Below are 18,039 nucleotides of genomic sequence, written 5' to 3' on the forward strand. Positions count from 1 at the left end.
GGTGAGGGCGTGCAACTCAACCAACCGACAGGAACCCAGGATTCGTCAGGCCTGCCCGGGTCCCCGTCAGTCGGTATGGGAACGATTGGAGGCTCGGAATACCCCTTCGTTCTTAGAGCACGCGCGATCGGTCACAGATCGCACGCGTACGGTGGTTACCTGAAAATCTTGTGCCGATTGGCGCAACCGTTGAATTTCCCGTGAGTTATGAGATTCGGGCTACTTTGCCCTGCCGAACTGTGTCGCGCAGCGCGACAGCTGCGCTGCAGGGCGCGACACTTTCACGACCATTTTGGTGTCATGAAGAGTTACTAGCTAGTGGTTTCGTGCCAACTGGCTGCACTGATTTCAAGTGAAATCACTAAATGCCATCCGTTACCGATGCCACCTCGAAGTGGGGACCGGATTGGACTGCGGGCGACCGAACGGGGATCACCGCATGGCGAGTCCGCCATCGACGGCGAAGTTGGATCCCGTGACATAGCTCGCCTCGTCCGAAAGCAGGAACGCGGCAACATTGGCCACTTCTTCAGCACGGGCGGTTCGGCCCAGCGGGATGATCGACCGCACACGTTGGCGGTAGGCCTCGATCTCGTCGTCCGACAGGCCGGCCCGGGAGTGAAAGTTGGTGTCCGTCAGGCCAGGCGTAACCACGTTGACCCGGATACCCCTGGGGGCAAAATGCGAGGCCAACGATCGCGCGGCCTGTTCGACCGCCGCCTTGCTGGCCGCGTAGTAAGCAATGTCGGGACGTTTGCTACCCACGGTGCCCGAGCTGACCAGCAGGATTGCACCACCGTCGCGTAGTTGCGGTGCGAGCGCTTGGGCCTGCAATAGCGGTCCACGAACATTGATGTGGAAGTGCTGGTCGAACGCCTCGGGTTCGAGTTCGCCGACGGGGTAAAACTTGCCTATGCCGGCATTCAGGAAAGCGCCGTCGATGCCACCAGCCTCTTGGGCCGCAGCGGCGAGTGCCTCGGCGCTGGCCGGATCGGCGGCATCGTTCTCGATCACGGTTGCATCGGGCAGTGCCGCGCGCGTTTGCTCGATCCGCTCCGCATCGCGGCCAGTGAGAATCAGTTGGGCGCCCTCGGCCGCCAGTCGTTGGGCCGTGGCCAACCCAATGCCGCTGGTGCCGCCAGTGATCAAGATTGTTTTCCCTTCGAAGCGTGCCATCGCTGTTCCTCTCTCAGTATTTTCCAGGTTGAATGTCCTGCAAGAGTGATATTATCGCCATTTCGACGTCGGAGGACAGTCACATCGAACAACCGCACCCGGTGGACCACACTCGTCCGTCGGCCGACATGATGGGAACGTGATCGTGCTTGGGAGGGGCAGGACGCGAGTTGTCGTAACCGCCGAACGTTGCCACTGGCGACCAACTCGGACTGACCGGCGGGGCCTCTGGCGCGAGCGATGCAAACTCGCCTGCACCATAGACCATCTTGCCGCCAACCATTGTCAGCAAGCTTTCTAAACCGCGAATGTCATCTTCTTCCACGGCAAAGTAATCGTCGCTCAACACCGCCAGGTCGGCGTACTGGCCTACGGCCAGCGTGCCTTTCCGATCGTCTTCGTTGCTGAACCAGGCACTCCCCTGGGTGTATAGTCGCAAGGCCTCTGCGCGGGTCAGGCGGTCGCTATCGTCATGCAGCACGGTTCCGCCCACGGTCTTACTCGTAACCATCCACCACAAACAGGTCCAGGGATGATAGCTGGCCACTCGTGTACCATCGGTACCCGCTCCGACCGGCAATCCCATTTCGATCATCCGCCGCAATGGCGGGCGACGCTTGGCCGACTCGGTGCCGTAGCGGCGAATGTAGTACTCGCCCTGGTAGGCCATGCGGTGCTGAATGGCGACACCGCCACCCAACTGTTGGATGCGTTCGAGATTCCGCTGCGAGACCGTTTCGGCGTGATCGATGAACCACCGCAGATGATCGATCGGCACGTCGCGGTGCACGCGTTCGAAGATGTCCAGGAAACGACCAATCGACTCGTCGTACGTGGCGTGGATTCGCCAGGGCCACTGGGCTTCGGCCAACGAGCGAACCACCGCCTCCAGCTGGTCCTCCATCACCGGCTGCAGATCAGGTCGGGGCTGTAGGAAGTTTTCGAAGTCGGCTGCACTCCATACCAGATTCTCTCCCGCACCGTTGACGCGCAGCCAGTCGGTTCCGTCGCCAGGATGGGTCATACCCAACCAGCGTTGGTAGTCGCTCAGTTCTTCTCCGGGCTGCTGGGCGAACAAGCTGTAGGCGATTCGCACCGACAGGTGGCCGTCGTCGGCCAATCGTTTGATCACCGCATAGTCGTCCGGGTAATTCTGTCCACCCCCACCGGCATCCGACACACTGGTGACACCAAATCGATTCAGTTCGCGGAGGTAGTGACGCGTCGAATTCAACTGGTCGTCGGGCGACAGCTTCGGGGCGTTGGCGATGGTCGAATACAGTATCAGCGCACTTGGTTCGGCGATCAGCAAACCGGTGGGATTGCCGCGGGCATCGCGGGCGATCAGGCCACCCGGCGGATTGGGTGTGTCGGGACCGAAGCCTAAAGCCCGCAGCGCCGCAGCGTTCAGTAGCGCCGAGTCGTACAGGTGCAGCACAAAGACCGGCGTGTCGGGCGCGGCCTGATTGATCTCGTCGAGGGTCGGCATCCGGCCTTCGGCGAACTGAAACTCGTTCCAGCCACCGATCACTCGCACCCACTGAGGGGGCGGTGTCCGCACGGCCTGCAGCCGCAGTTGCTCAAGCGCCTGCGAAACGCTCGGGACACCGTCCCAACGAAGTTCCAGGTTATAGAACAACCCGGCCCGAATCACATGCAGGTGCGAATCGTTCAAGCCCGGTATGACTCGCCGACCACCAAGATCGACCTTCTCGGTGGCAGCTGTCGCCAGGGCCAGCAATTCGTCGTCGCTGCCAGCACCGACGATCTGCCCATCGGCAACGGCCACCGCGGTGACTTCCGGCTGGCTGGGGTCGAGCGTAGTTATCTTGCCATGGTACAGAATCAGTTGCGGATCCATGTGCGTGATCTCCATGGGGGATGGTTTCCAGAAATCCGGTAGGTTAGTGGCCGTGCAACCAGCGACTCAGCGACTTGGTGAGCACTGGCATCACCCCCCAGGTAAGCGTCGCCACGACCAGGGCAATGGTTATGGCCGACGCCAGGTAAGGGTGAGCCCAGCCTAACGGCGACTTCAGCAGCGTCGACCACAGCAACACGGTCGGAAAAACGCCCAACCAGGTGACGATCGCCATCTTCCACCGCGGCGGAGGCAAACCACCACGGCGGAAGAACGCCTCGAGCCCGCTGAGATCGCGTCGCACCCAGCCCTCCTCCACCCACGAAGCGGAACGGCGCTGCCAGTCGGCGAACATTTCCGAGTCGTAGAATTCGTCGCACGCTTGGGTGTTGGCGAACGACCGCAGGATGCCGTACTCGCGATCGACGCCCGTCACCGGACCGACGAGATGCACTCCCGTGGTGCCGGGAAAGCGGAGCGACTCGCGGGCAAATTCCCGCAGCGCCGACTCGAAGGCTTCCTCCTGTCCCGGCCGAACTCGTCGAGTAATGGCGATGTGAACTTGCGACATGCTGCTACTCCAGTCGTCTGATCAAGGTCTCTCCGCCGCCGAAACTCTCGGCGGCGGAGCAGGCAACTCCCTGGGGCCAATCACTGCACCTTGCGAGCGGGTGGGGCCTTGTGAACCATGGTGTAGGCGTACTCGACTCCAACTCCGTAAGCGCCACCATGGTCGCGGAACAGGTTCATCAGGGCGTCGTAGTGATCGCGGTTTGCCCAGTCTCGCTGGAACTCCAGCACCGTGGCGACCGTGGTCATCCGCACGGCCCCGGCCTGCACCATTCGCGACAAGGCCGCATCGTGGGCAGCCGGCGACGTGCCGGCGGAAGCATCTTCCACCACGTACACGTTGTATCCCTCGGCCAACATCTGCAGCGCTGGCCAGGCGATGCAGACCTCGGTCCACAAGCCGGAAAGAATGATGTTCTTCCGCCCGGTCGCCTTGATGGCGTCGCGGAACTCCGGCGTGTCCCAGCTGTTCATGCCGGTTCGCTCGATGGGCGTCTGCTCGGGGAACACGTCCAACAACTGCGGCCACATGGGCCCACTGAACGATTCGGTTTCCACCGTCGTCAGCAGGGTCGGCACCTCGAACTCCTTGGCCCCGCGTGCCAGCATCAGCACGTTGTTCACCAGCAGTTGGCGATCGATACCACTGCCTACGCCGAACAACATCTGGGGCTGATGATCGATGAACACCAGCACCGAATTGTCTTTCGTCAGCAGGCCACCATCCGTATCGGGAAGAATATTAGCCATGATCTCGTACTCCAGTCCATGTGATAAAGTGGAAATGCCAAATCGATCGAGCAAGCTCACGCCACGCTCTGGCCAGCTACCGCCGGGGCGGCTTCGCGGTTGGATTACAGCCGCTTGAACAACACGTGGTCGAGGGAGAATTCACCAGGACCGGTCAACATCAGCGAGACATAGACGCTCAGGTACACGGCGGCCAGTTCCTTCACGTTCCAGGGATCGGCCGAGTGCACCAGCACCAACGCGACCAACATCGTGAAGGCCAGTGGCACCGCAGCCAGGCGCGTACCCAGACCGAGAATCAGCAGGATCGAGCAGCCCACTTCGGCGCCGATGGCCGCAATCAGACTCAGTTGACTACCCATGCCAATGGGATCGGGAAACACATCGGCCATCTGGCCGAAGCCCATCACTTTTTGTGTGCCGTGCACCAGCATCAAGCAGCCAATGGCTACACGCATTGCCAACAATCCGGCCGAAGTCAGTTTGGTTTGATTGAACATTGGAGTTCTCCCTTTTTCGCTTGGTAACAGTAAGGTCAGGTAACGTGTTGAATCGGGAAACAAGAATCGAACATCGCTTTAGGCGAGATCGAACAACATGATCTCGGCGTCTGATGACGCTTGGATCGCAAGCAGCGGTTCGTCACTCACCGCCAGGCCGTCGCTGGCTTCCAGTGTCTGTCCACCCGCGGTTACGGTGCCACGAAGCACCTGCAACCAGGCGTGCCGACCGGCGGCAATCGCATGCTCTACCTGCACGCCCTCTGCGAGTTTCGCCAGGTAGATGCGGGCGTCCTGATGGATGAGCAATGCACCGTCGGCACCGTCGCGCGAGGCGACCAGGCGCAATTGGTTGTCCATCGCGCCGTCGTCAAATCGCTTCTGCTCGTAGCTTGGCTGCAGTCCGGTTGCTTCGGGCAGCAGCCAGATCTGGTACAGATGCGTGGCCTCGGTTGCCGACGGGTTGAACTCGCTGTGCGTGATGCCCGTACCGGCGGTCATTCGCTGGAACTCGCCCGGACGCAGGACTTCCCCGGTGCCCATCGAGTCTTTGTGCTCCAGCGCTCCCTCCAGCACGTAGGTAACGATCTCCATATCCTTGTGCGGATGGGTGCCAAAGCCGTTGCCCGAGGCCACGTAGTCTTCGTTCATCACTCGCAGCGACCGAAATCCCATGTGATCGGGATCGTAGTAGCTGGAGAACGAGAAAGTGTGGTAGGTATCCAGCCACCCATGGTTTGCGTGGCCGCGGTCGTTTGCTTTTCTTACGTGGAACATTGAAAACCTCGCTATCTCTTTTCGTAAATATTATTTACGCATCAACTAAATGGCTAAAAAAACACGTGACCGCGCTATCCACCATCCAAGGTCCTTGCCTTCTCCAGCAAAGAGCTCAACTGCTTCAATTCGCCCCGGTTCAGGTGCCCCAGCATATGTTTGTGCATGTCTTCAAGCGGCTTGTCGATCTTCGCCAGTAGCTTTATTGCCTGAGGAGTGATCTCGACGAACACCACTCGGCGATCGTTCTCACATCGCCGACGCTCGACCAGGCCTTGTTTCTCCAGCCGATCGATCAATCCCGTGATGGCGGGCACCACCTGGATCATGCGTTCGGCGATTTCCAACGACGGCAACGGCTGGCCCTCGCCGCGGAGGATTCGCAGCACGTTGTACTGTGAAGCGGTCAGACCGTACTCGCGGAAGAACCGGCCCATCTGATTCTGCAGCAGATCGCTGGTGCGCATCAGATTGAGGTAGGCCTCCTGCTCAGGCGAGTGGAACGGCGTTCGCTTCTTGATCTCTTGCTGCAATTTACTGTCGGTTGCCATGCTGTTTGCTCCTTACGCATATACTTTACGCGTAAACTATCGCTGCGTCAATAGTTGTCGGCGTTTTTTTCTTTGGGCGATATCTTTAGCACCAAAACCCCGCCAAAAACATGCCAATCACCCCAATTTCCACGCCTTTCGTGAGCTATCCTTCCTCGTCCGCTCGCTCCGCCAGACTCGAGAACACAGGGCCCTGGAGATCGTGGCCATGATCCGCAAAGCAATCCTCCGCCTACTGCTCGCAAGCGTCGCTATCGCCGTGGTGGTGGTGACGGCCATTATGGTGGCCGGCTACCTCGCCTTGCAGCAGCCTGGTTACTACGCCGCCTTGCGGGCGGTCGAGTTGCAGCCAGCCGACCAAGCCGCGGCGGAGCTTTACTGGAGACAGACCGCAGCCGACTACGAACGGTGGATGCAGAACTCCATCGCCCGCCAACAGGCAGCCCTGAAGCAGACGCCCGACGCACCCGCGGAGGCCGCGCCGCTACGGATGCCGTACAATCCGGCCACCGATACGCACGAGGTTCGCTTTACGCAGCGGCAGCTCAACGCTCAACTGGCTGGCAGCAAAGCCACGCAGTCGGGCGATTGGCGCAACCCGCGGGTTCGCATCGGCCACGACTGCATTGACGTGGCTTTCGAGGTCACCAGCGACGAGGTCACGTGCTTCCCGTCCATCGCCCTGCGACCTGCGATCGACGCCGATGGGAACCTGCGGCTCGAGATCGTCTCGGCCCAAATCGGCCAGCTTCCGCTACCGATGAAGACCATTCTGCGAAACCTGCCCGAGGAAATCGGCCGCAAGGCATCGCGCGACGTCCAGCTCGACCTCACGTCGCCAAGCCCCAGCGTGACGGTGAATCTACCGAGCACCGGGAAGGACTCTCCCACGGTGAAATCGCTCACGTGCCAAGAAGGCGAAATGGTGGTGGAGTTCCTGCCACCGGTGATTGGTGGGGAGAGTTTGTAGGCTGGCGTCCGGAGGAGTCGTGCTTGGTCGTGATGGGATCCTCGAAACCGGCACTTTGATCCGGCCACGGCAGATCTGCGAAGTGTTTCGCAAGCAACTATCCGCAATCCAATGGCCTGTCGATCACTTGACTTTTTTATACATCAGGTAAGTCGGCGATTCGGACAAGGTCAGCTTCAGCTTCCCGTCGCTAGTTGAATGGTAGTCGACCTTTTCAGGGCCACCTTCGCTCAACGCCATGCGCTCGCAGCGCAGCAGAGTTCCTGGCAATTCTTGCAGCGTGATCTCTAGTTCCCGCTCTTCGCCGGTGGGCGACCAAACCACCCAGCATCCTCGAGTTGGATCGTCATGGTGCGTGAATTCATAGACATACAGCTCACCCTCCGACTTGGTGCTGACTTTGGTGAAATGGTAGTCACCAAGTGTCTGGTAAAGATGCTTGATCGCCCAAAAGGAGGGTTTGGGCTGGAAGTGGCGCGTCAGGCCGCTCGCGGCGTGCACGGACGCCTGATCGCTATCGTTGAAGTAGTACAGATACGCGCGATCAACATCGCGTTCGGCAAAGCAGAGTATTGACCGCACGAGGTATTGCGCCTGCTGCTTGTCGCTCACGCCCTGCCAGTTGAGCTTCTTCGCCCAGCCTTCTCGCTTGGTCATGGCCTCGGCTGTGCAAGCATCGTAGCCGAACTCGGTGATCCATACTTCCTTATCAGGAGCGTGGCGGTCGCGAAACGCAATGGCTTGGTCAACTACCTTCAGGTAGGAAAGCGCTGGGTTCTCTGGGTAACTGCGGTCCCAGGGACTCTGGCCCTCTTTCTTTGGCTTGATAGCGTACACGTGCAGATTAATCACATCGTACAGTGGCTTGATCTTTGGGGATGAGAAGGTGTCTTCAAGAGACTTTGAATACTTGTCGGCCGCTCCGGACTGTGCAGTTGCGGTGACAATCTTGATCTGTCGATCTGCATCACGAATACCCTTGGCCATCTGGATAAACAACTTCTGGTAAAGTGCGTCGTCGAAATCGGAACCGGGTTCGTTGCCAATCTCGATCGATGTGACCAAGCGATGCTGGCCCGAGGGCCCGAAGTACCGCGCCAACTCGTGGCCATACTGATACGCCCAGCTATCCTGCCCTCGCCAAAGCTTGGTGTACTCGGAGTTTGCTTCTCCAAACTTTCCGAACTGCGCACAGAGATCGACTTCGAACCCGTGACTTGCCCACTTGCCGTAAACGTGTGCGTCCCAGTTCACTTTGTTAACGCAATTTGGGACCGTGATCGGATCGCCCGGCTTCTGCACGTCCCAATCCATGTTGTGGTAGTTGCGTGCCAGCCGACATGTCTCGCTGTACAGTTCGGGCTTGAATTGGAAATGCCCATTGATCCCGATGAACTCTTTGAGAGGTGGTCGTTCCGCAGGTTCGCCCAACGACACGCCAGCAGTCACGCAGCTCACCCCTATCGCTAACATCAAGAGTCGTTTCATAGCTTGATCCGGAATCCTGTGAAGCACCTATGATCCTCAACTTCACTCCTCAGTCTCTGCATCACGTGTGCTCTCGTTCAGACGGTATCGCACACCCTCGCATTCGCCTTCCGCCAGAGGTTCACCGGACAGGCAAGCGCTGAATTATTCAAGTATCTCAACAACCGACTTACCACTGACTCCCGCATGGGCACCCTCCACCCCCGACTCCGCGACCAACCGAAGAAAGATTAAATTCAGGCTTCTGGCATCTGGTCTGCCGAGTGTTCTTATGATCGCGGCAACTGAACTAAATACCCCACTTGGATCCGCACTGCTAGCAACTTGCTGTAGTCGCTAGTCCATTAAAGTTTCCATATGCTTTGTGAAGTTTTCAAGTCTATCGAATGGCAAATCGTAGACTTTCCACCAGCTTGCCATTCGCCAGAAACCTATCACTCCGGCACCTCATACTCTTCCAGCTTCTTCTTGAGCGTCGTGCGGTGCAGGCCCAGGGCGCGGGCGGCGGGGGCGTATTCGCCCGAGAAGCGGTCCATAGCGCGGTTGAGGAGCGGACGCTCCACTTCGCTGAGGAAGCGGTTGTAGACATCGCCGGCCAGCGCGGGATCGCTCAACAGTTCGTCGGCACGGGCGCGGGAGGCCTCGGTCAACTGCTGTTCGTGATTGCCGTCGCCGGTGGCTTGGAACGATGGTTGCGCCGGCGGCAGGTGCTCGGGCATGACCAGTCCCGAACGGGCCACCACATGCGCGTGCTCGATGGCGTTGCGCAGCTCGCGAACGTTGCCATGCCAAGGTCGACGGGCAAGTTCGGCCAGGGTCTCCTCGGCGAATGCCCGAGGGGTGGGCGCCAAATGCGAAGCAAAGTGCTGCACCAACAACGGGATGTCGTCGGCGCGCTGGCGAAGCGGTGGAATGACAATCTCGAAGGCGCACAACCGGAAGTACAAGTCGTGACGAAACTCGCCCTCCTGCACCCGCTGTTTGAGATTCTGATGCGAAGCACCAATGATGCGAAACCGTGTTTTCACCGGCTGGTCGGCACCGACGGGCAGAACCTCGCCCTGCTCGACCGCCCGCAGCAGTTTGACCTGAATGGGAAGCGGAATGTCGGCCACCTCGTCGAGGAACAGCGTTCCGCCGTTGGCCTGCACGAGCAGCCCATCGCGTCCGCGCTGGGCACCGGTGTAAGCTCCGGCGACGTGACCGAACAGCTCGGACTCGGCAACCGTGGGACTGAGCGCCGCGACGTTTACGGCCACGAACGGGCGGTCGGCGCTGGCGCTATGTTGATGGATGGCGCGGGCGACCAGTTCCTTGCCGGCTCCGCTTTCGCCTTGGAGCAGCACGCTGGTATCGGTAGCAGCCACCAGGGCGATCTGCTTGAACAGTTCCTGCATGACCGGCGTCTGCCCGACCAACTGCGGTTCGTCGCCGGCGGCGGGAGCAGCGGTCTCGGCGGTATTCTCCGCCACGGGCGAGGTTCGCAGGGCACGCTCGATGGCCGCGCGGATCTCGGCCACGTCGAACGGCTTGAGCAGGTACTCGAACGCACCGCTCCGCACTGCCCGAACGGCGGTTTGCATGTCGCCAAAGGCGGTGATGATGATGATCGGCACGTCGCCCAGCACCTGGCGGAACTGCTCGACCGCGGTGATGCCATCGATACCGGGCAGGCGGACATCGAGCACCAGCACATCGGGCTTCGAAGTTTGGGCGAGGCGCAAACCTTCCTCGGCCGAAGCGGCGACCTCGGCCTCGTGCCCCAGCATGGTGGCCACCTTGGTTATGCCCCAACAGATCGACTGCTCGTCGTCCACCACCAGAATCTTAGACATTCATCACTCTCCGCGCTATGGATGGAAGCCGAAGCACAAACCGTGTCTCGTCGGCCGAGCGGCTCCACTCCAGGGAGCCGCCACTATTCTTTGCTACCTGCCGAGCGACGGCCAGCCCGAGCCCAACGCCTTCGGGTTTGTCGGATACGAACGGCTCGAACAACGACTCGGCCAACTCGTCAGGAGGTCCCTCGCCAGAATCGGCCACGGTCAGTACGAGCATCTCGTGGTCGAGTTCCAGCGACACCCGCACCTGGGCGTCGCCGTCTCCCATGGCCGACTGACGGGCGGCGGCGTCCACGGCATTCAGCAGCAGGTTCATCACCGCCTGGCTCAGCTGTTCGCCATCGGCGTGGACCATCGTGTAGTCGCCGAGCACCTGCCAGTCGAGCGTCACACCGGCGTGTTTGGCCGAGGGCCGCACCAGCGTTACCATTTCGCCTACCAGCTCGGCCAGATCGAGATCGGCATCCGCGCCGTCGACCGATTGCTTGCCCAGCCGCAGGAATTTTTGTAGGCGCCGCTCCATCAGGCTCAGTTGGTGGCGGGCCATCTCCAGGCTGTCGTCCTCCGCGGCGGTGCCACTGCAGACTTCGCAGTGCAGATCGACCGCCATCCGGCAACCGGTGGCCGCGTTGCGCATTTCGTGGGCGAGCCCCGATCCGAGGATCGCCAGGGTGCGCATCTGCTCGGTGCGGCGGGTCTCGGCTTCGTACTCGGCCAGGCGCGTGGCGGTTTGGTTGACGGCCACGGCCAAGTCTTTGGTTTCGTCGTTCACGTTCGGCACTTCAACGGCGGAGAAATCGCCCTCGGCCAGGCGGCGGACTTCGCGTCCCAGTTGCTGGAGCACCCGGTTGATGCGTGCGGCAATGAGTCCCGTCGTGAGCATCACCGCCACGACGGCCGCCAAACCGATGAGCAGCGGCGGCACAAACATTGCCCACCACACGGTGTTGAACTCGTCCTGCGGAAACAGGATATGCAGCACCTGGGGCGAAACTCCGCCCCGTCGATCGTCAAGTTCCAAGCTGGAGTGAAAGTATTGACTGCCATCGAGCTCGATGACCGACCCCAGCGAAAGCTCGGCTGCCCGCTCGGCCGCAGGCGTGGTGGTGGGCCAATCGACCGACTCGCTGGGCACGGAAAAGCTGGCGGCCACAGGATTGCCGGTCTCGGTGGTGAGCACGAACTCGGCGCTGGCCAAGTCGCTCATCTGCTGCAGCACGGCCTCGGTAAGAGGAAATCCACTACCGGTGAGCACCGCCGCTACGCCCTGCAGTTGCCGCTCCACCCGATCGCGGGTCCGCACGGTCGACAGGTGCGCATGGACCACCGAAATAGCCGCCAGGCTCGCCAGAGCCACCACGACCAGGGGAACCATGAATTGATAGCGAATGGGGATACGCAACGCGGGGAACTCGCGTGGGAGGGAGGTGCTGGGGGGATGCCTCTTATTATAGACCGACAGACGAACGCCCCACAAACGGCGAACCGCAGCGGGCCTGGTGACGTATCCCGTAGAAGCCCTGTTCTGCCCCCACGTCGACCCGTCATGCTCACTCTGACTCCACCGCTGCTGCTCGCGACGCTGGTGATCACCACCCTGGCGACGGGTGGACTCCTGGGACTATGGGCCGCCACGTCGCGATGGCACTGGTTTGCCCGGACCATGGTGGTGCTCGGGGTGCTGGCTCCGCTGCTGTGGCGTCCAATCTACGAGCCGTTCGTGTACCGCCCCCATGGTCTGCAGTTCAAGCTCTACAGTCGCTGGGACGACCACCAGGACGACGGCGGCGAGCTCAACGCAACCAGTCGCTCCAGCTTTTTCGACCTCGACGGAGACGTATCCCTGGACGCCTTCTTTGCATTGCCGAAGTAACCAACCAGTGCGACGTGCACCAGTCGCTCAATACAACAACACCCGCGCCAAAGCCAAAAACACCACGCCTGGCACCAACGCGTAGTACAGGAAGACCAGCAGCGTCTTGCGGAGGATCAAACCTTCGCGGCCGATGAGCCCCACCACGGCCGAAGCGGCCACCACGTTGTGCACGCAGATGGTGTTTCCCGCGGCGCCGCCGATGGCTTGCAGGGCGACGATCCACACCGGGTCGGCCCCGATCCGCTGGGCGACATCGAACTGAAACAGCGAGAACATCATGTTGCTCACTGTGTTGCTACCGGCCACGGCTGCACCGATACCGCCGATCGCCGGCGCTAACAGCGGCCATGCCTGACCGACCAGTTGCTCGGCGCCGGTCGCCAATGCGAGCGGCATCTTAGGATAGTCGCTCACCCCACCGCCCGAGTTCAAAAACACCTGCACCATCATCACCGCAAACAATAACGCTGGAAACGCCCTGAGCATCGTTCGGCCGGCGTTGGCCCAGGCCAGCTTGTAGCTCGCGGCTGTAAACCCGGCCGTGAGGCGGAAGAACAAGTAACTCAGCACCGACACCGCCACAAAGATCATGCCGGGCGTGTAAACGGGAAACACTTTCACCTCGATGGGCGTGCCCAGCATGTTGCTCCAAGTCAACCCTACCTGCTTTGCCCATCCGCCTAGCGGCAACTGTGGCAGCCGCGTCAGTACCAGCAGCACGGCCACCGTCAGGTACGGCAGCCACGCCTGCAGGATGGGAATCGGTCGCTCGCGTGCCACGTTGGTGTGGGGCACGATGTTGCCGGTCCACGTGCAGTCCCACTGGTCTTCCGGCGCGAAATCCCACACCTGATCCCCTCGCGGCATCAGAAAACCTTGCTTGGCGGCCGTGATGACAATCGCCATGCCGCATAGCCCACCGGCGAGCGACGGAAACTCCGGCCCCAGCCAGTAGGCCGCAGCTACGTACGGGACGATCATCGCCGCCGCGGCGAACAGCGCGAATGGCCACACGGCGAACCCTTCCCGCCACGACCGATTCGGGCCGAAGAACCGTGTCATCAGCGAAACCATGAGCAGCGGAATCAGCATTCCCACGCAGCCATGGATCATCGCCACTCGTACGCCGATCAATGCCAGGAAGCCGTGCCACCCCTCGGGGCCCACGTACCCCAGACTCGCGGCGTACTCCTGCACGGCTGGCGAGTCGACGATGCCTGAGTTCACGCCGATCAGGATGGGCGTCCCCGCTGCGCCGAACGAAACCGGCGTGCTCTGAATCACCATGCCGCAGAACACCGCGGCCATCGGCGGAAAGCCCAACCCCACCAGCAGCGGCACCGCTAGGGCCGCGGGAGTCCCGAACCCCGCGGAGCCTTCGATGAACGTCCCAAACAGCCACGCCACGATGATCGCCTGCACTCGGCGGTCGGGCGAGATGCCGCGGAAGCTGGCCCGCAGGCTTTGCATCGCCCCGCACTGCTCCAGCGTGTTCATCAACAGGATGGCGCCGAACACAATGAACAGCAGTTCGGCGGCCACGATGGCGCCTTTGGTCGTGGCGGCTGCGACCGTGATGGGACTCACTCGCCACACCAGCAGCGCCAGCGCCGCCGCCACGGCGTAGCATATTGGCATCGCGCGACTGGCGGGCCAGCGGAGTCCTAGCAACAACACGCCTACCGACGCAATCGGCAGCAGCGCCAAGAGCGCGAGAATCTGAATCGGCATTTCACAAGCTGGGGTTCGAGACGAGAAGCATATCCATGGCAGGAGTCACCGCCTACGGGGACCTGCCCATTCTGTCTCAAACCCACGCCGCCTGCAGCGCGAACCTGCTTCGATTTCTCTCACAAGCTGAAAAAACTCCCCCGCCAGCCCCGACCAAACAACCTATCCATCGGCGAAATTCGATCGGGGCTGCAACATGCTCCACCTCACTCGATTACCAGCCGTAGTAGCTTCGGGCGCCGGGGCCCACGGTCAGGCCGACACCGCTACCGCGATAATAGTACCCGCGAGTTGGTGCCGAGTAGTACAACCGGTTGCCGTAATAACGTGGCACGTAGGCTCGTCGTGGCGCGTACCTCGGGCCGTAACCCACCGACATGCGAGCCGGTGCACGCCACGCGCGGCGATAGCCCCAACGCGCTTCGGCGTCCTGGGGACTCATGGCCAATGTGGTCGCGGCCACCACGGCCGCGGCTAACAGTATTTTGCGAAACATCAATCGCTCCTTTCTTATCTTATCTGCATACACCTCAGCAGTGGTGGTTGGCGCACCACCACCGCCCTAATAAGTACATGCACATGCCATGCCGGTTGTGTCGATTGTATTGGATCCTCATCTCCAGCCATGCAGTTGTCGAGCCAAAGCCCCCGAGCAGTGCGGCTGTCGTGCGTAGGTTGTGACATAAGCTTGTGAGAGGGTGAATTGCGGCTCGCGATGGTTGGTTTACCACCAACCAGTTGGCCAAGTGCCCACTCGTCTTCCACCTGCAACATGTCGAACCCCCCTGCCACCTGTGCGATGGTGGCGCAAACACAGCGGCACCCCGTCCGCTAACAACCGACCGCGAAGGGAAGCCTCCGATGATTGAGATCCTATTTGTCGACGACCAACCCGAAGAACTTGCCGAACTCGAGAAGACGCTCCGCAAGTTCCGCCAGGAGTGGAGCATGGAATTTGCCCACGGTGGTGCCGAGGCACTGCGTAAAGTGGAGTCGAACGAGTACGACGTGGTCGTCTGCGATTTGAATATGCCCCAGCCCTCCGGCACCGATGTCCTGCGACAGGTGCAGAAGAAGTGGCCCAAGGCCGTGCGCATCTTGCTTTCCAAACGGGGCGAACAGGAACAAGCCATCGTGTCGACCGGCGTCGCGCACCAGCACCTTGCCAAGCCGTGCGATGCCGATCTGTTGGAAATGGTCATCAGCGATACCCTCGCGCTACGTTATCACATGGAGAACGACGCCATCCGCGACCTGGTGGGTCGACTCGATCACTTGCCTACGCTGCCCGACACCTACACCTCGCTGGTGGCCGAGCTCAATTCGCCCCACTCCAGCCTGGCTCGGGTGGGCGACATTATTCGTCGCGACGTTTCGATCTCGGCCAAGATCCTGCAGTTGGTCAATTCCAGCTTCTTCGGCCTGCCGGTGCATGTGACCGACGTGTCGCACGCCACGGCCCTGCTGGGCATGAACGTCGTGAAGCCGCTGGTGCTTTCCAGTGGTTTGTTCGAACAGTTCGCGCCCGGTTCGCTCGGCGAGTACTCGCTGGCGCACCTGTTCGACCACAGTGCCGAAGTGGCCCTGGCCGCGCGTTGTATCTCCCAGCTCGAAGGAGCCGCCTCGGAGGATTGCGACGACGCCTTCATGGCAGGCATGCTGCACGACCTGGGGCAACTGGTGCTGGCTAAGAACTTCTCGGCCCAGTACGACCAGATGCGCGAGCACGCCATCGAAACCGGTACCTCGTTGCACGAGCTCGAACGAGCCGAGTTCCAGGCCAGCCATGCCGACCTCGGCGCGTACCTGCTGGGCTTGTGGGGTCTGCCGTCGCCCATCGTCGAGGCCATCGTCTGGCACCACACGCCGTACGAATCGACCCACGACCGACTCACGCCGCTCGCCTCGGTGCATGCGGCCGAAGCCATCCTCAATTCCAGCCGCAATCCCATGGGCGAAGCCTCGGGCATCTCGCACGAGTTCCTCTCCCGGTTGCGCCGCAACGACCGCGTGAGCGTGTGGTCGGTGGCCCTGGGCATCGAGTCGCAACTCGCCTAGCGCCGGCCAAGGCTCCCACACACCCCCAGCTCCCGGAGGGAGTTGTCCCTCCGGCTACGGGGGGGCCACCCTCATAGGAAAGCGGTAGCTTGCTGCGTGGGGGATTGTTCCCCGCGCGCAAATCGTTTCTCTACAAGTACTTGGAGTATTGGGCCAGCGGTGGCCCAATACTCTGCGGACGACTCTCCGTAACTCGTTACGCGCCTTGCAGTTACCGTTTTGGTCCAACTCCCCGCCGCCACCTCGAAAGGGACAGGCCCAAAACCCCCACCGCGCCGCCTCCAGCCGAATTCGTAAGTCCTTTTCTAACCGCGACTTACAGCTTTCGCCGGCAATAGTTCCCCCGGAGTATCCCCCAGGTGTACAGCAGCTGGCCCAAAACTCCTCTCGGCCTGGGGGATTGAAATCAGGGTCAGGGACTAAGGCAAACCCGTGAGCCAACACCGCCAGCCGCGGGCTCACCCAGGGGTCAGCAAGCACCCCCCCGCCGACAGCCGACAGCCCCCGCCCACTGCCCTACCCCACGCTGCACTCCATTGTCCCGGATGGTGTGTAAGAAAACTACACCGCACGGTAAGAAAGCAGGAATTCGAAAGGGGCCCGTAGGCCGTAACAAGTGGAGCGCAGTTACGACCTTCGGTCCTCCAGCCCCGCTTTTAATAGCTCATGCTCATCGACCCTACGCCGGCCCCACCACCACTGCCCCACCAGCGTTGCCACCATCACGACTGCGATAACGATGTACCGGCGGCCGTCTCTCAAGTGGTGAATCCACTCCGCATTGGCATCGCGATAGACGTAGTTGGGTAGAAGAAAGTCGAACAGCACAACCAGCAGAATCGCATAGACGATGCACGATCCCGTGATCAGCCACAGTCGTTTCGCGGCGTGAGGGTTCACGAGTCCGAACAACAGGGCCAGTCCGGCCGTGATTACAGGAAAGCACTGGTGAATGACGACCGCACCGCTAGACCTCGCGGTCGAGTAGCAACTCATCCGGGAGCCTTCCACAACCAGCATGAAGTAGAACATCGGTACGTACGCCAGCACGCTGATGAGACTGGTGACGATGCGGAGAAACTGGACCACACGATCTCCTTGCGTGGCGTTCGAGAATGGGGGCTAGTCCTCCATTCTATCCTCGCGCGGCGTTCTATTCCCGCTTGGCCGCTTGGCGGATCGGCCCCAGCCCCCAGGCCAGCACGGCCAGCACGCTAGCCAGTGCAATGCCGCTCGGCTCGGGTACGATGCTCGCGCCACTCAGCACGATGTACGCCGTATCGATGTGGGCGACGATGGGCGTGTCGATCACGATTCCACTGGTCGACAATACAAAACCATCGGGGGGATCCAACAACGGCGGGTAGGCCGTGCCGAAAACGGGGCCGACTCGCAAGTAAACCGAAAACGATTGGGGCGGGTCACCTCCAGGATTCGGCAGCGGAGTGACCTCGGGCCAGAAGGGGTCTTCCCATACGGTCTCGATCCGGAAATCTTCCGGGGTCGGCTCGTCGAGAATGTTGATCTGGTTCTCGAAGCTGGTAAACACCCCCACACTTGGCAACAACTCGAAGCTGGTGTTCTCCCGCCAAATCCCGTCGCCGTGCGCCAGCCCGGCCGACACGTGCCCCTCCACTACCAGGCGGGCTTGATCTACCTGGTAGGAGTTATAGGGCGTATAGACGTGCTCGCTGACAAATGTGCCCGCCGGTTCGACCGTGTAGGTGTGCTGCCCCAGCAGCGCGGGCAATTCGTAGCGAATCGACCCCGCACTGACGGTACTGGAGGCCAGCGACAACGCGAAGACGAGTATCCACTTCATGGCAGCGTGACTCATGGAAGTCAGGGAGTGGGACGTGAGCCCATTATGCCACGGCTTGCCGGCAGTGT

17 protein-coding genes are annotated in these 18,039 nt (G+C 61.1%); 3 read left to right on the forward strand and 14 right to left on the reverse strand.

Translation table 11 applies throughout. From position 1 onward, the window contains the following. Positions 1-432: 432 nt before the first annotated feature. From NG895_RS14100 to NG895_RS14130, 7 genes are all read right to left on the reverse strand, one after another. Positions 433-1,176 carry an SDR family NAD(P)-dependent oxidoreductase gene (locus NG895_RS14100; RefSeq protein ID WP_252853151.1) on the reverse strand — a complete coding sequence of 248 codons (744 nt, stop codon included), beginning with the start codon at positions 1,174-1,176 and terminating at the stop codon, positions 433-435. Positions 1,177-1,255: 79 nt separating this feature from the next. Continuing rightward, positions 1,256-3,052, reverse strand: a complete 1,797-nt coding sequence (locus NG895_RS14105) for an amidohydrolase (protein ID WP_252853152.1) — start codon at positions 3,050-3,052, stop codon at positions 1,256-1,258. Positions 3,053-3,080: 28 nt separating this feature from the next. Beyond that, positions 3,081-3,608, reverse strand: coding sequence for an antibiotic biosynthesis monooxygenase (locus NG895_RS14110; protein ID WP_252853153.1), 528 nt, complete (start codon positions 3,606-3,608; stop codon positions 3,081-3,083). Positions 3,609-3,688: 80 nt separating this feature from the next. Further along, complete coding sequence (locus NG895_RS14115; protein ID WP_252853154.1) at positions 3,689-4,357, reverse strand: hydrolase; 669 nt, start codon at positions 4,355-4,357, stop codon at positions 3,689-3,691. A 104-nt stretch (positions 4,358-4,461) separates the two neighbouring features. Continuing rightward, complete coding sequence (locus tag NG895_RS14120) at positions 4,462-4,857, reverse strand: DoxX family protein (RefSeq protein WP_252853155.1); 396 nt, start codon at positions 4,855-4,857, stop codon at positions 4,462-4,464. Positions 4,858-4,935: 78 nt separating this feature from the next. After that, a complete protein-coding gene (locus NG895_RS14125; protein WP_252853156.1) occupies positions 4,936-5,634 on the reverse strand; it encodes a pirin family protein in 699 nt (232 codons plus the stop codon). A 74-nt stretch (positions 5,635-5,708) separates the two neighbouring features. After that, on the reverse strand, positions 5,709-6,185 hold the full coding sequence (locus NG895_RS14130; RefSeq protein WP_252853157.1) for a MarR family winged helix-turn-helix transcriptional regulator: 477 nt from the start codon (positions 6,183-6,185) through the stop codon (positions 5,709-5,711). Positions 6,186-6,393: 208 nt separating this feature from the next. Here NG895_RS14130 and NG895_RS14135 point away from each other — a divergent pair, with 208 nt between their 5' ends. After that, positions 6,394-7,155, forward strand: a complete 762-nt coding sequence (locus NG895_RS14135; RefSeq protein ID WP_252853158.1) for a YpmS family protein — start codon at positions 6,394-6,396, stop codon at positions 7,153-7,155. A gap of 123 nt (positions 7,156-7,278) precedes the next feature. Here NG895_RS14135 and NG895_RS14140 read toward each other — a convergent pair whose 3' ends face one another. The 3 genes from NG895_RS14140 to NG895_RS14150 form a co-directional block, all read right to left on the reverse strand. Then, entirely contained in the window at positions 7,279-8,643 is a 1,365-nt protein-coding gene (locus NG895_RS14140) for a hypothetical protein (protein WP_252853159.1), read from the reverse strand. Positions 8,644-9,077: 434 nt separating this feature from the next. Then, the gene (locus tag NG895_RS14145; protein WP_252853160.1) at positions 9,078-10,478 is read right to left on the reverse strand and encodes a sigma-54-dependent transcriptional regulator; all 1,401 of its coding nucleotides are present in this window, start codon (positions 10,476-10,478) and stop codon (positions 9,078-9,080) included. Continuing rightward, positions 10,471-11,886, reverse strand: coding sequence for a sensor histidine kinase (locus NG895_RS14150; RefSeq protein WP_252853161.1), 1,416 nt, complete (start codon positions 11,884-11,886; stop codon positions 10,471-10,473). Before NG895_RS14150 ends, NG895_RS14145 begins: the two co-directional genes overlap by 8 nt. 144 nt (positions 11,887-12,030) lie before the next feature. On the opposite strand from NG895_RS14150, the gene NG895_RS14155 reads away from it, so the two are divergent. Continuing rightward, positions 12,031-12,357, forward strand: coding sequence for a hypothetical protein (locus tag NG895_RS14155; RefSeq protein WP_252853162.1), 327 nt, complete (start codon positions 12,031-12,033; stop codon positions 12,355-12,357). 27 nt (positions 12,358-12,384) lie between these two features. On the opposite strand, the gene NG895_RS14160 is transcribed toward NG895_RS14155, so the two are convergent. Then, positions 12,385-14,091: an L-lactate permease gene (locus NG895_RS14160; RefSeq protein WP_252853163.1), complete on the reverse strand. Its 1,707-nt coding sequence runs from the start codon at positions 14,089-14,091 to the stop codon at positions 12,385-12,387. A 214-nt stretch (positions 14,092-14,305) separates the two neighbouring features. Further along, a complete protein-coding gene (locus tag NG895_RS14165) occupies positions 14,306-14,587 on the reverse strand; it encodes a hypothetical protein (RefSeq protein WP_252853164.1) in 282 nt (93 codons plus the stop codon). 365 nt (positions 14,588-14,952) lie between these two features. On the opposite strand from NG895_RS14165, the gene NG895_RS14170 reads away from it, so the two are divergent. Further along, a complete protein-coding gene (locus tag NG895_RS14170) occupies positions 14,953-16,149 on the forward strand; it encodes a response regulator (RefSeq protein ID WP_252853165.1) in 1,197 nt (398 codons plus the stop codon). Between the two features lie 627 nt (positions 16,150-16,776). Here the strand turns inward: NG895_RS14170 and NG895_RS14175 are convergent. Both NG895_RS14175 and NG895_RS14180 read right to left on the reverse strand, forming a co-directional pair. Then, positions 16,777-17,238, reverse strand: a complete 462-nt coding sequence (locus NG895_RS14175) for a hypothetical protein (RefSeq protein ID WP_252853166.1) — start codon at positions 17,236-17,238, stop codon at positions 16,777-16,779. A gap of 64 nt (positions 17,239-17,302) precedes the next feature. Next, a complete protein-coding gene (locus NG895_RS14180) occupies positions 17,303-17,986 on the reverse strand; it encodes a hypothetical protein (RefSeq protein ID WP_252853167.1) in 684 nt (227 codons plus the stop codon). Positions 17,987-18,039: the final 53 nt, after the last annotated feature.

This window comes from Aeoliella straminimaris (assembly GCF_024054565.1).
Taxonomy (GTDB): Bacteria; Planctomycetota; Planctomycetia; order Pirellulales; family Lacipirellulaceae; genus Aeoliella; species Aeoliella straminimaris.

Excerpts from the sequence above, each read along its gene's own strand:
- NG895_RS14100 (WP_252853151.1), bottom strand. The coding sequence starts at position 1,176 with ATGGCACGCTTCGAAGGGAAAACAATCTTGATCACTGGCGGCACCAGC.
- NG895_RS14105 (WP_252853152.1), bottom strand. The coding sequence starts at position 3,052 with ATGGAGATCACGCACATGGATCCGCAACTGATTCTGTACCATGGCAAG.
- NG895_RS14110 (WP_252853153.1), bottom strand. The coding sequence starts at position 3,608 with ATGTCGCAAGTTCACATCGCCATTACTCGACGAGTTCGGCCGGGACAG.
- NG895_RS14115 (WP_252853154.1), bottom strand. The coding sequence starts at position 4,357 with ATGGCTAATATTCTTCCCGATACGGATGGTGGCCTGCTGACGAAAGAC.
- NG895_RS14120 (WP_252853155.1), bottom strand. The coding sequence starts at position 4,857 with ATGTTCAATCAAACCAAACTGACTTCGGCCGGATTGTTGGCAATGCGT.
- NG895_RS14125 (WP_252853156.1), bottom strand. The coding sequence starts at position 5,634 with ATGTTCCACGTAAGAAAAGCAAACGACCGCGGCCACGCAAACCATGGG.
- NG895_RS14130 (WP_252853157.1), bottom strand. The coding sequence starts at position 6,185 with ATGGCAACCGACAGTAAATTGCAGCAAGAGATCAAGAAGCGAACGCCG.
- NG895_RS14135 (WP_252853158.1), top strand. The coding sequence starts at position 6,394 with ATGATCCGCAAAGCAATCCTCCGCCTACTGCTCGCAAGCGTCGCTATC.
- NG895_RS14140 (WP_252853159.1), bottom strand. The coding sequence starts at position 8,643 with ATGAAACGACTCTTGATGTTAGCGATAGGGGTGAGCTGCGTGACTGCT.
- NG895_RS14145 (WP_252853160.1), bottom strand. The coding sequence starts at position 10,478 with ATGTCTAAGATTCTGGTGGTGGACGACGAGCAGTCGATCTGTTGGGGC.
- NG895_RS14155 (WP_252853162.1), top strand. The coding sequence starts at position 12,031 with ATGCTCACTCTGACTCCACCGCTGCTGCTCGCGACGCTGGTGATCACC.
- NG895_RS14160 (WP_252853163.1), bottom strand. The coding sequence starts at position 14,091 with ATGCCGATTCAGATTCTCGCGCTCTTGGCGCTGCTGCCGATTGCGTCG.
- NG895_RS14165 (WP_252853164.1), bottom strand. The coding sequence starts at position 14,587 with ATGTTTCGCAAAATACTGTTAGCCGCGGCCGTGGTGGCCGCGACCACA.
- NG895_RS14170 (WP_252853165.1), top strand. The coding sequence starts at position 14,953 with ATGATTGAGATCCTATTTGTCGACGACCAACCCGAAGAACTTGCCGAA.
- NG895_RS14180 (WP_252853167.1), bottom strand. The coding sequence starts at position 17,986 with ATGAGTCACGCTGCCATGAAGTGGATACTCGTCTTCGCGTTGTCGCTG.